The organism is Caenimonas sp. SL110 (assembly GCF_001044395.1).
Classification (GTDB): domain Bacteria; phylum Pseudomonadota; class Gammaproteobacteria; order Burkholderiales; family Burkholderiaceae_C; genus Ramlibacter.
This window is the reverse complement of sequence record NZ_JANU01000059.1, coordinates 1-12,798: the sequence shown is the minus strand read 5'-3', so window position 1 is coordinate 12,798 and position 12,798 is coordinate 1. Positions and strand designations below refer to the sequence as shown.

The window sequence follows — 12,798 nt, the reverse complement described above, 5'->3', positions numbered from 1 at the left end:
GGCTACGAAGACTTTGTGAGGGCGATCAGAAATAGCATCGCCACGCCTGTCGCGTTGTTCAGCGCGTGCACGACCGCCGCTGCAGCGAATGCCTCTGAAAACGACGCTGACCTCCAGGCCAGGTACGCGCAGGCGTAGACAAAAAACGCCCATGCACTGGTAAAAAACCAGATGAGCGTAATGAATGCGTGGAGCAATCCGGCAATCGCTGCGGCGGATGCTGCAATGAAGATCTTCCTAACTCCGAGGGAGGTCGAGATTTCTATCAGTGCACACAGAAGCAAGGTCTCGACGAACGGGGCAAATGCAATCGATTGAAATGCAGAGATCCATTGATCGCTGTGTTGTGAGCCAAAGTTGGGGGGAGGGGCTTCCAGCAAGAACGCAACCGCATTCGTGACTGCGCCAATGATGAGTGCAGGTATGGTGGCAATCCCCCATAGCACCAGAATGTGCCTCCAGAGGGGGGGCATCCGATCGAACAAGGCTTTTTTGATCTCTTTCATTCTTCCGGCGCAAGCAGTCACAATCGGCCAATTCTGCACATCCTTGCGCAATGCCATCATCCAGAATCACCTACGACCCGCAGCCTCTCGCGACCAGCCACGCCGTCAAGGAAGAGCAGCTGGAGTACGGCTTCATCGGCAAGCTGCAAAGCCTGAAGTACGAATACCGCAAGGACATTCGCGACCGCGCCAGCCTGGAGCGCAACTTTCGCGAGAAGTTCGAAGCGCTGAACCGCGTCAACCTCTCCGATGGCGAATTCGCGCGCCTGCTGGACGAGATCGTCACCCCCGACGTCTACACCGCTGCCCGCACCCTGCGGGATCGCAACGCATTCACCCGTGACGACGGCACCCCGCTGAACTACACCCTGGTCAACATCAAGGACTGGTGCAAGAACAGCTTCGAGGTCGTCAACCAGCTGCGCATCAACACCGACTACAGCCACCACCGCTACGACGTTCTCATTCTTATCAACGGTGTGCCCTGTGTGCAGATCGAGTTGAAGACGCTGGGCATCAGCCCGCGTCGGGCCATGGAGCAGATCGTTGAGTACAAAAACGACGCAGGAAACGGCTACAGCAAGACGCTGCTGTGTTTTTTGCAACTGTTCATCGTCAGCAACCGCACCGAAACCTGGTATTTCGCCAACAACAACGCCCGGCACTTCGCGTTCAACGCCGACGAGCGCTTTTTGCCCATCTACCAGTTCGCCGACGAGGCCAACAAGAAGATCACCCACCTCGACAGCTTTGCCGAGACCTTCCTGGCCAAGTGCACGCTCGGCGAAGCGATCAGCCGCTACATGGTGCTGGTAGCCAGCGAGCAAAAGCTGTTGATGATGCGGCCCTACCAGGTGTATGCCGTCAAGGCCATCGTGGACTGCATTCACCAGAACTGCGGCAACGGCTATGTCTGGCACACCACCGGTAGCGGCAAGACGCTCACGTCGTTCAAGGCTTCCACCCTGCTCAAGGACAACCCCGACATCGAAAAATGCCTCTTCGTGGTGGATCGCAAAGACCTGGACCGCCAGACCCGCGAAGAATTCAATCGTTTCCAGGAAGGCTGCGTCGAGCAAAACACCGACACCGGTGCACTGGTGCGCCGGCTGCTGTCTGACGACTATGCCGACAAGGTCATCGTCACCACCATCCAGAAGCTGGGCCTGGCGCTCGACGAGAACAGCAAGCGCAACAAACAGCGCAAGAAGAGCGACCTGAAGACTTACAGGGAACAGCTTGAACCGCTGAGCGACAAGCGCGTCGTCTTCATCTTTGACGAATGCCACCGGTCGCAGTTCGGCGACAACCACGAGGCCATCAAGACCTTCTTCCCCAAGGCCCAGCTCTTTGGCTTTACCGGAACGCCCATCTTCGATCAGAACGCCACCGCCAAACAGTACGAAGGCGAGGAAGGCCAGTTCAAGACGACTGAAGACCTCTTCCAGAAGCAGCTGCACGCCTACACGATCACCGACGCGATTGAAGACACCAACGTGCTGCGCTTCCATGTGGACTACTACAAGCCGGAAGGCAAGAACCCACCCAAGCCCGGCGAAGCACTGGCCAAGCGGGCGGTCATCGATGCCATCCTCGCCAAGCACGACATCGCCACAGCAGCGCGTCGCTTCAATGCCGTGCTGGCCACCGCCAGCATCAATGACGCCATCGAGTACTACGCTTTGTTCGACGCGGTGCAAAAGACCAGGAGGCAAGCCGACCCCGACTTCCGGCCGTTGAACATCGCCTGCGTGTTCTCTCCCCCTGCCGAAGGCAATGCCGACGTGAAGCAGTTGCAGCAGGACCTGCTCCAGGAAAAGGCCGATAACGAAGTCGAGCCCGACCAGAAGAAGGCGGCCCTCAAAGTCATACTGACTGACTACAACGCCCGGTATGGCACCAACCACAGCATTGGCGAGTTCGACCTGTACTACCAGGACGTGCAAAAGCGCATCAAGGACCAGCAGTGGCCCAATACCGACTTCGCGCACGCCAAAAAGATCGACATCACCATCGTGGTGGACATGCTGCTCACCGGGTTTGACAGCAAATACCTGAACACACTGTACGTGGACAAAAACCTCAAGTACCACGGGCTGATCCAGGCGTTCTCGCGGACGAATCGCGTGCTCAATGGCAGCAAGCCCTACGGCAACATCCTCGACTTTCGCCAGCAGCAAGACAACGTGGACGCGGCCATTCGTCTGTTCTCCGGCGAAAAGTCCGACCCCGAGGCCCGCAAGATCTGGCTGGTGGAAAAAGCGCCCGTGGTCATCGAGAAGCTGGACGCGGCGGTGCAAAAACTGACCGACTTCATGCAGTCGCAGGGCCTGGCCTGCGCGCCCGAAGCTGTGCCCCAACTCAAGGGCGACGACGCCCGCGCCGCCTTCATCAAGGTCTTCAAGGAAGTGCAGCGGCTGAAGACCCAGCTCGACCAGTACACCGACCTGACTGCCGATAACGCCACCGTCATCGAAGCCATCCTGCCGCGCGAAGCCCTGCAAGCCTTTCGCGGCGTGTACCTGGACACGGCCCAGCGTCTGAAGGCGCAGCAGGACACGGGGAGCCCAGCGGATGACAGTACGCAGGAGAACGAAGTGGACCAGCTCGACTTCGAATTCGTGCTGTTCGCCTCTGCTGTCATCGACTACGACTACATCATGGGCCTGATGGCGCGCTTCTCGCAGCAGGGCCAGGCGGGCCGGCAGAACATGACCAAGGATGAACTGATAGGCCTCATCCTGGCCGACGCCAAGTTCATGAACGAGCGCGAAGACATCGCCGCCTACATCAACACCCTCAAGGCTGGCGCGGGTCTGAGCGAGACTGCGATCCGCGAGGGCTACACGCGCTTCAAGAAGGAAAAAGACGGCGCCGAGCTTTCGTGCATTGCGGAGAGGCACCACGTAGCCACCCCCGCGCTGCAGGCCTTTGTGGACGTCGCCCTGCAACGCCTTGTGCTGGACAGCGAGGCGCTCAGCGACCTGCTGACTCCGCTGGAACTGGGCTGGAAGGCGCGGGCGCAGGCTGAAACGGCACTGATGGCGGACTTGATTCCTCTGTTGAACAAACGGGCGCAGGGACGCGAGATTTCGGGATTGAGCGCGTATGAACAGTGAACAGCATGCGAAGGACGCACCATGGTCTTAGCCAACAAGCTGAATATTGAAAGCCAAGTCGAACTCAACAGAGCAGAAGAAAGGCTCAGCAAGAAAAAAGCCCGGCAGTTGTTTGAAAGCGGCGACATCGACAAAGTGGAAGTGGGCACCTTTGCAGGCCTGGCCTACATCCATGCTTATCTGTTTGACGAGGTGTGCGACTTTGCCGGACAGGTGCGCGACGTGAATCTGGCGAAGGGCAACTCCCGGTTTGCCCCCGTCATGTACCTGCAGCAATCGCTGGCGCACATCAGTGCCATGCCACAGCAGACCTTCGAGCAGATCATCGAGAAATACGTGGAAATGAACGTGGCCCACCCGTTTCGCGAAGGCAACGGGCGCGCCACACGCATCTGGCTGGACTTGATGCTGAAGAAAGAAATCCGCCAAGTCATCGACTGGAACGCGGTGGACAAAGCCGAGTATTTGTCGGCCATGGAGCGCAGCGTGGTGAAGGACCTGGAGATCAAACACCTGCTCATGGGTGCCTTGACCGACCAAATCAATGACCGCGAGCTGTACATGAAGGGCATTGACGTGAGTTATTACTACGAAGGGTACAGCGAGTACCGGGTTGAGGACTTGTGAACGAGCGTCGCAAACTGAGAGCCACCGTCATGACGGAAGAGGCAAAGCCCGCGCTGGTGCCCAAGCTGCGGTTTCCGGAGTTTCAGGAGGCTGAGCCGTGGAACCTAGTTTCGCTTGGCGAAGCATCCACCCCAGTGGCTGAGCGGGTTGGCGAAAGAAACCTCACGCCAGTGAGCATTTCCGCTGGCGTTGGATTCGTTTCGCAAGCAGAGAAATTCGGTAGAGACATCTCAGGAAATCAATATCAACTCTATACCCTTGTAAGGGACGGCGACTTTGTCTACAACAAAGGCAACTCACTCAAATTCCCTGAAGGCTGTGTCTATCTCCTGCAGGGTTGGGGTCAAGTTGCAGCGCCTAATGTGTTCATCTGTTTTCGCCTCAAGAAAGGCTATTCGAACGGTTTTTTTCAGAACTGCTTCGAGGCGAACGCACACGGGAAACAGCTCAAGAAGCACATCACTAGCGGTGCGCGGAGCAATGGCCTGCTGAACATCAGTAGAGAGGCTTTCTATGGGGTGGAAATCCCAACGCCCAGCTCGGCGGAACAACAAAAAATCGCCGACTGCCTGAGTTCGCTGGACGAGCTGATCGCCACGCAAGTCCGCAAAGTAGATACGCTCAAGCTTCACAAAAGAGGGTTGATGCAGCAGCTCTTCCCCTGCGAAGGTGAAACGCAGCCGCATCTGCGATTTCCCCAATTCGAGTCCGCCGGTGATTGGGAAGTGAAGAAGTTGGAAGACTTGGCCAAGCGCGGATCCGGTCATACGCCGAGCAAGAGCAATTCGGAGTTCTACGGCGGCGCAGTCAAATGGATCTCCCTTGCCGATTCGAAGCGACTGGACGCCGGATTGATATCTGAGACCGCGACCGAAATTTCAGAGCAGGGCATCAAGAATTCCTCGGCCGTCCTTCACGCGGCGGGGACCGTGCTCGTCAGCCGCGATGCAGGTGTTGGCAAGAGTGCAGTGATGGCTGCACCCATGGCGGTTAGTCAGCATTTCATCGTATGGACCTGCCATGCCAATTTGCTCTCGAACTGGTTCTTGTATTACCTGCTTCAGGTGATGAAACCGATCTTCGAGAGGATCGCTACTGGCAGCACGATCAAGACCATTGGACTTCCTTTTTTTAAAGAGCTGCGGCTTGCAGTCCCAGCGTTGCCGGAGCAACAGCGCATTGCCGAAAGTCTCACCGCGCTCGACTCCCTTCTCACAGCCGCCACCGAAGAACTCGACGCCCTCAAGATGCACAAGAAAGGCATGATGCAACAGCTGTTCCCTTCGACAGACGAAGTCGCTGCATGAGCGACCTCATCCTCTACACCACCGAAGATGGCCGCAGCCAGATCAAGCTGCGGGCGGAGCAACAAACCGTCTGGCTGACCCAGCTTGAAATTGCCGAGCTGTTCGACGCTACAAAGCAGAACATCTCGCTGCACCTGAAGAACATTCTCCAGGAAGGGGAGTTGGACCCGGCGGCAGTTGTCAAGGATTCCTTGACAACTGCCGCCGACGGCAAGAACTACCGAACGCAGCTCTACAACCTCGACGCCATCCTCGCCGTCGGCTACCGGGTGCGTTCACCCCGCGGCGTTCAGTTCCGCCGCTGGGCCTCCGCCGCGCTCAAGGAGTACCTGCTCAAGGGCTTCGTGATGGATGACGAGCGGTTGAAGAATCCGGACGGCCGCCCGGATTACTTCGACGAGATGCTGGCCCGCATCCGGGACATACGGGCCTCCGAAAAGCGCTTCTATCAAAAGGTGCGCGACCTCTTTGCGCTGAGCAGCGATTACGACAAGAGCGACCAGACCACGCAGACATTCTTTGCCACGGTGCAGAACCTGCTGCTGTACGCGGTGACCCAAAAGACGGCTGCCGAACTCATTGCGGCGCGGGCCGACCCCGCAGACCCGCACTTTGGCCTGCTGCACTGGAAGGGTGCCCAGGTGCGCAAGCAGGACATCGTGGTGGCCAAGAATTACCTGACCGCTGACGAGATCGACACCCTGAATCGTTTGGTGGTGATTTTTCTGGAAACGGCCGAGCTGCGCACCAAGAGCAGGCAGGAAATTCGCATGAGTTTCTGGCGCCAGAACGTGGACCAGATCATCGGCAGCAATGGCTTCCCGGTGCTCACCCACGCGGGCACGATCAGCCATGCGCAGATGGAGAGCCGCACGCACGCGCTGTACCTGGACTTTGACCAGCGTCGCAAACAGCAAGAAGCCACGCAAGCCGACCAGCAAGACGAGGCCGAGCTGAAGGCGCTGGAAGACACGCTCAAACACCGTCCGAAAAAATGACCGAAGAAAAACAGAAACAACTGGGCAAGACCCTGTGGGCCATTGCCGACCAGCTGCGCGGGGCGATGGATGCGGACGACTTTCGCGATTACATGTTGTCGTTCCTGTTCCTGCGCTACCTGTCCGACAACTACGAGACCGCCGCCAGGAAGGAGTTGGGCCGCGATTACCCGGCGCAGATCGACACCTCGGTCTCCACACCTTTGCAGCTTTGGTACCAAAGCAATCTGGATGACGTAGCGACCTTCGAAAAGCAAATGCGCCGGAAGGTGCATTACGTCATTGAGCCGCAGCACCTTTGGAGCAACATCGCCAACATGGCCCGAACGCAGGACGGCGAGCTATTGCACGTGCTGCAGGCGGGTTTCCGCTACATCGAGACGGAATCGTTCGAAAGCACATTTGCCGGCTTGTTCTCGGAGATCGACCTGGGCTCGACCAAGCTGGGCAAGACCTATGCGGATCGCAATGCCAAGCTTTGCACCATCATCAAGAAGATTGCCGATGGGCTTGCCGACTTTTCCACCGATATCGACGCGCTGGGTGATGCCTACGAATACCTTATCGGCCAGTTTGCAGCCGGCTCAGGCAAGAAGGCTGGTGAGTTCTACACGCCCCAGCAGATCTCCGACATCCTCTCTACCATCGTCACGCTCGACAGCCAGGAGCCGGCAACGGGCAAGAAGGAACGCCTGGAAAGCGTGATGGACTTTGCCTGCGGCTCGGGCTCGCTCCTGCTGAACGTACGCAAGCGTATGGGGCCGCACGGCGTCGGCAAGATCTACGGGCAAGAGAAGAACATCACCACCTACAACCTGGCGCGCATGAACATGCTGCTGCATGGGGTGAAGGACACCGAGTTCGAAATCTTTCACGGCGACACGCTGACCAACGACTGGGACATGCTGCGCGAGCTGAACCCGGCCAAAAAGCCGGCGTTCGACGCCGTCGTGGCCAACCCGCCGTTCAGCTACCGCTGGGAGAACAGTGACGCGCTGGCCGACGACGTGCGCTTCAAGAACCACGGCTTGGCCCCCAAGTCGGCGGCTGACTTTGCCTTTCTGCTGCATGGCTTCCACTTCCTGAAAGACGAAGGGGTGATGGCGATCATCCTGCCGCACGGTGTGCTGTTCCGCGGTGGGGCGGAAGAGCGCATCCGCACCAAGCTGCTGAAAGATGGGCACATCGACACGGTCATCGGTCTGCCGTCCAACCTGTTTTATTCCACCGGCATACCGGTGTGCATCCTGGTGCTGAAGAAGTGCAAGAAGCCCGACGACGTGTTGTTCATCAACGCTGCGGAGCACTTCATCAAGGGCAAGCGACAGAACCAGCTCACCGACGAGCACATCGCCAGGATCATTGAGACCTATCAGTTCCGAAAGGAAGCGCCCCGTTATGCCCGCCGGGTGTCGATGCAAGAGATCGAAAAGAACGGCTTCAACCTGAACATCTCACGGTACGTCAGCACGGCTGTCGGTGAGACCGAGATTGATCTGGACGCCGTGCACGCCGAGCTGGTTGAAGTGGAGAAGGCCATCACAGAAGCGAAACGAAAGCACAACAGCTTTTTGAAAGAGCTGGGCTTGAAGCCCTTGCCGTAGCGCGCTTGCCTGTGGCAGGTGCCATGCAATCGCCGCTTGCCCCCACCCCAACCCTCCCCCGGGAGGGGAGGGAGAGAGTCCAGGTGCTTCAGTGGTTGTCTCGCGGCAACCCGAAGGTCGTGTTGATGCGCTGGTACTTCACAGCCGGCTTGAGCACCATGCCCTCGGACAACTCATCAACAATGCCGCGCTGGATTTCCTGCCACGGGGTCTGGCTGGCGGGGTACTTGTAGCCGCCGGCGGCTTCGAATGCGGCGCGGCGTTTCGCGAGTTCCTCGTCAGAAATCAGCATGTTGGCCGTGCGCTTTTTCAGGTCGATGCGCACGCGGTCGCCGGTCTTGAGCAGGGCGAGGCCTCCACCCGTTGCAGCCTCGGGCGACGCATTGAGAATCGATGGCGAACCGGACGTACCGGACTGCCGGCCATCACCGATGCAAGCCAGCGCCGACACACCCTTTTTCAGCAGGTAGTCGGGCGCGCGCATGTTGACGACCTCTGCAGCGCCGGGATAACCGATGGGCCCGACCCCACGCATGAACAGCACGCTCGCAGGCGTCAGCTTGAGCTTGGGGTCATCGATGCGGCGGTGGTAGTCCTCGGGCCCATCGAACACCACGGCCGTGCCTTCGAATGCCATCGGGTCATCGGGATTTTCAAGGTACTGCTTGTGGAACTGCGGCGTGATCACGCTGGTCTTCATGATGGCCGAGTCGAACAGGTTGCCGCTGAAATTCAAGAAGCCCGCATCCTTTTTCATCGGCTTGGCATACGGCCAGATCACCTTGCGGTCGCTCGTGAACTGGCCTTCGCAGTTTTCGATGAGCGTCTTGCCGTTTGCGGTGAGCGCCGGCTTGATCTTGCCGCGTGCAATCAGTTCAGCCACCACCGCAGGCACGCCGCCTGCACGGTAATACTCTTCGCCCAGGTATTCACCGGCGGGCTGCAGGTTCACCAGCAGCGGAATCTTGTAGCCATGCTTTTCCCAGTCGGCCATGTCGAGCTTCACGCCGATGTGCTTGGCAATCGCGTTCAGGTGCACCGGTGCGTTGGTGGAGCCGCCGATGGCGGAGTTCACCACGATGGCGTTCTCGAATGCTTCGCGGGTCAGGATGTCGGAGGGCTTGAGGTCCTCGCGCACCATCTCCACGATGCGCTTGCCAGTCAGGTAGGCCATCTCCTGGCGATCGCGGTAGGGCGCGGGAATCGCGGCGCTGCCGGGCAAGGTCATGCCCAGCGCTTCGGCCAGCGAATTCATGGTGGAGGCCGTGCCCATCGTGTTGCAGTGGCCAGTGGACGGCGCTGACGACGCGACGAGCTTGAGGAACTCCTGGTAGCCGATCTTGCCTGCCGCCATCATCTCGCGCGCGCGCCAGACGATGGTGCCCGAGCCGGTGCGCTCGCCTTCATACCAGCCGTTGAGCATCGGGCCGGAATTCAGCGCGATGGCAGGAATGTCCACCGTGGCTGCGGCCATGATCTGCGCAGGCGTGGTCTTGTCGCAACCGGTGGTCAGCACCACGCCGTCGATCGGATAGCCGTAGAGCACCTCGATCAGCGAGAGGTATTGCAGGTTGCGGTCGAGCGCCGCAGTAGGGCGCTTGCAGGTTTCCTGGATCGGGTGAATCGGAAATTCAAATGCGATGCCGCCTGCATCGCGAATACCTTCGCGCACGCGTTCAGCCAGCACCAGGTGATGGCGATTGCACGGCGCAATGTCAGAGCCCGTCTGCGCGATGCCGATGATGGGGCGACCCGATTGCAGCTCGTCGAAACCGAGCCCGAAGTTCATGGTGCGCTCCAGGTAGAGCGCGGTCATGTCGGCGTTGTCAGGGTTGTCGAACCAGGCTTGCGAGCGCAGGCGCGGCGCGGCCTTCTTGCCGGGGGACTTGCGCTTGGCGCTGGTGGTGGAAGTCTTTTTCATTGTAGGCCCTTGAGGGTTTGCGCAGCCGTGGGCAGCGCCTTGCAATCGTCGATGTACTGCTGGACGATTTCAGCGAAATTTTCATGGGGCTTGAGGCCCAGCCGCGCAGCCCGCGCCGCGCTCGCGCCGCTGGGCCAGTTGGCAACGATGCCTGCGATGCGTTCATCACGCTCGAAGCGCACCAGCTTGCGCACGGCAGGGCCTGCGACCTGTTCGAGCGCATCGAGCATGTCGCTGACACGCACATTGAGCGCAGGCAGGTTCATGCCCAGGCGGCCCTGGAATTGATCGCGCGAGGCTTCGTACACCGCGATCAGGCCGTCGATGGTTCGCGCCGGCGATGACATCGGATGCGACACATCCGGCGATACCGGGCACACCGATTCGACACCGGCCAGCGGCTCGCGAATGATGCCGCTGAAAAACGAGGAGGCCGCGCCATTGGGCCTGCCCGGTCGCACCGTGACAGTCATCAGGCGTGCGGCGCGCCCGTCGATATAGCCCTTGCGGGTGTAGTCGGCGATGAGGTGTTCGCAGATGAGTTTCTGCGTGCCGTAAGACGTCTGCGGCGCGGGCAGCGTGTCGTCGGCGACCACCTTGGGTAGCGGCACGGCAGCGTCCGGCCCGAACACAGCCACGGAGCTGGAGAACACCAGGCGCGGGACCTTGCCGCCCGCACCGACGTTGGCCCGCACCGCGTCCAGCAGCGCGCGTGTGCTGTCGAGGTTGGACCGCAGGCCCAGGTCGAAATCGGCCTCGCATTCGCCCGACACTGCAGATGCAAGATGGAACAGGCCGTCGAAGCTTTCGGTGCGCAAGGCGTCGGTCTGCGTCAGCAGCGGCCCGGTGCGTGCCTCGACGCGCGCATCCGCGAGCAGGTCGGCAGGTGGGGGCGCGATGTCGGTCAGGACGATGCGCTCGATGCGTTCGCCGGCCAGTGTTCCGCGCGCGAGCAGGGTGCGCGCCAGGCGTGCGCCGACGAAGCCGCCGCCTCCGGTGATCAGCAGTTTCATGAGTTTCCTTTGAGTGTTTTTTTCGCTGCAACGGCAGGTGCCGCTGCAGGCGTTGTCGACTTGCGGCGCCTTCCGGAAATCACGCCGCCTTCAACCAGACGCTGCTCGCCGCGCAGGATGTGGCGCGTGGCATGACGGCGTGCCGCCACCGGATCGCGCGCCGCGATGGCCTCGACCATGGCGCGGTGTTCCTGTTGCACCGACACCATGAAGTCGTGGCGGCGCGCTTCGTTGCCGCGCGTGATGCGCATGCCTTCGCGCAGGTACTGCTCCAGAAAGCCCAGCAGCAAACGAAACTGCGGGTTGCCGGTCGATTCGCCAATGACGCGGTGAAACTCCAGGTCTTCGGCCACGCCGTCGCGACCTTGCGCGACCGCCGTATCAATGGCCTTGAGCGATCGGCGCAGCTGCGCGATCTGCGCGCGGGTGGCGCGTTCCGCGGCCAGCGCCGCAATCTCGCCTTCCAGCACGCGCCGCACTTCGATGACATGAACCACCGACTGCACCGATTCCAGCACGGCGGGGTCGAATGCGAGCGGCAGGTTTTCCGGCGTCGGGGCCACAAACACACCGGAACCCTGGCGTGCCACCACCAGCGCGCGCGACTTGAGCTGGTGCACGGCCTCGCGCACCACCGTGCGTGACACGCCGTGGGCCAGAGCCAGCTGTTGTTCAGTCGGCAGCCGGTCGCCCGGGTTGAGTTCGCCCGACTTGATCTGCGAGATCAGGCGCACCGCCAGCCGGTCCGAAAGCCGTTCGGACACCAGCGGAGTCGCACCGGTGGAAGCGGGATTGGCGGGCACGGAGGAAGGAGAATGAAGCACGGTTATCGGGTCATCATACAAATTATGGTGAATTTTCTTCTAGCAGGGTTTCCCTGATGGTGACAGCCCGATTCCGTGCGGATACTGCGCGAGCGACCCGGATCTGCGCCGGGCCGTCCGCGCATCCATCTCATGGGCTGGCGGCATCCAGAGGGACTCCATCGCATGGCCAGTGTCACGATCCAGGGCGTCAAGAAGAACTTCGGCGAAGTTGCCATCCTGCATGGGGTGGACATCGACATCCAGGACGGTTCGTTCACCGTGCTGGTGGGCCCGTCGGGCTGCGGCAAGTCAACACTGCTGCGCATGATCGCGGGGCTCGAACAGATCAACGGCGGCGAGATCCGCATCGGCGACCGGCGCGTCAACGACCTGCCGCCCAAAGAGCGCGATATCGCGATGGTGTTCCAGAACTACGCGCTCTATCCGCACATGACGGTTCGCGAGAACATGGCCTTCGCCCTGGCGCTGGCCAAGACCGACAAGGCCACGATCGAAAGCAAGGTCAAGCGCGCTGCAGAAATCCTGGGCCTCATCCCGCTGCTCGACCGCTATCCCCGGCAGCTGTCGGGCGGCCAGCGCCAGCGCGTCGCCATGGGCCGCGCCATCGTGCGTGACCCGCAGGTGTTCCTGTTTGACGAGCCGCTATCCAACCTCGATGCCAAGTTGCGCGTGGCCATGCGCGCCGAGATCAAGGAGCTTCACCAGCGGCTCAAGACTACATCGATCTATGTCACGCACGACCAGATCGAAGCCATGACCATGGGCGACAAGATCGTGGTCATGCGCGACGGCCGCATCGAGCAGACCGGCAGTCCGCTGGAGTTGTACGACCGCCCTGCCAACCAGTTTGTTGCCGGCTTCATCGGCTCCCCCCCC

At 60.4% G+C, this 12,798-nt stretch carries 10 protein-coding genes; 6 read left to right on the top strand and 4 right to left on the bottom strand.

The window, feature by feature from the left end; all coding sequences use genetic code 11:
• Positions 1–2: 2 nt before the first annotated feature.
• Positions 3–566, bottom strand: coding sequence for a hypothetical protein (locus AQ12_RS22280; RefSeq protein ID WP_152682875.1), 564 nt, complete (start codon positions 564–566; stop codon positions 3–5).
• Here AQ12_RS22280 and AQ12_RS19840 point away from each other — a divergent pair.
• From AQ12_RS19840 to AQ12_RS19820, 5 genes are read left to right on the top strand one after another with little or no spacing between them, the layout of a single operon-like run.
• A complete protein-coding gene (locus AQ12_RS19840) occupies positions 557–3,625 on the top strand; it encodes a type I restriction endonuclease subunit R (RefSeq protein WP_048441705.1) in 3,069 nt (1,022 codons plus the stop codon). The two genes, AQ12_RS22280 and AQ12_RS19840, sit on opposite strands and share 10 nt — an antisense overlap.
• Positions 3,626–3,646: 21 nt before the next feature.
• Positions 3,647–4,252 (top strand): protein adenylyltransferase Fic, encoded by a 606-nt coding sequence (fic, locus tag AQ12_RS19835; protein ID WP_048441704.1) that lies wholly within the window; start codon positions 3,647–3,649, stop codon positions 4,250–4,252.
• A gap of 29 nt (positions 4,253–4,281) precedes the next feature.
• Positions 4,282–5,559, top strand: a complete 1,278-nt coding sequence (locus tag AQ12_RS19830; protein ID WP_048441792.1) for a restriction endonuclease subunit S — start codon at positions 4,282–4,284, stop codon at positions 5,557–5,559.
• Positions 5,556–6,557: a virulence RhuM family protein gene (locus tag AQ12_RS19825; RefSeq protein ID WP_048441703.1), complete on the top strand. Its 1,002-nt coding sequence runs from the start codon at positions 5,556–5,558 to the stop codon at positions 6,555–6,557. The genes AQ12_RS19830 and AQ12_RS19825 overlap by 4 nt, the downstream gene beginning before the upstream one ends.
• Positions 6,554–8,161, top strand: a complete 1,608-nt coding sequence (locus AQ12_RS19820; protein ID WP_048441702.1) for a type I restriction-modification system subunit M — start codon at positions 6,554–6,556, stop codon at positions 8,159–8,161. The genes AQ12_RS19825 and AQ12_RS19820 overlap by 4 nt, the downstream gene beginning before the upstream one ends.
• Before the next feature lie 88 nt (positions 8,162–8,249).
• Here AQ12_RS19820 and AQ12_RS19815 read toward each other — a convergent pair whose 3' ends face one another.
• The 3 genes from AQ12_RS19815 to AQ12_RS19805 are packed head-to-tail and all read right to left on the bottom strand — an operon-like array spanning position 8,250 to position 11,898.
• Positions 8,250–10,082: an IlvD/Edd family dehydratase gene (locus AQ12_RS19815; protein WP_048441701.1), complete on the bottom strand. Its 1,833-nt coding sequence runs from the start codon at positions 10,080–10,082 to the stop codon at positions 8,250–8,252.
• Positions 10,079–11,095, bottom strand: coding sequence for a D-erythronate dehydrogenase (denD, locus tag AQ12_RS19810; protein ID WP_048441700.1), 1,017 nt, complete (start codon positions 11,093–11,095; stop codon positions 10,079–10,081). The genes AQ12_RS19815 and denD overlap by 4 nt, the downstream gene beginning before the upstream one ends.
• On the bottom strand, positions 11,092–11,898 hold the full coding sequence (locus tag AQ12_RS19805) for a FadR/GntR family transcriptional regulator (RefSeq protein WP_238587776.1): 807 nt from the start codon (positions 11,896–11,898) through the stop codon (positions 11,092–11,094). The genes denD and AQ12_RS19805 overlap by 4 nt, the downstream gene beginning before the upstream one ends.
• A 186-nt stretch (positions 11,899–12,084) precedes the next feature.
• Between AQ12_RS19805 and AQ12_RS19800 the strand changes: the two genes are divergently transcribed.
• The coding region (locus tag AQ12_RS19800; RefSeq protein ID WP_048441699.1) for an ABC transporter ATP-binding protein at positions 12,085–12,798 on the top strand (714 nt) is incomplete at its 3' end.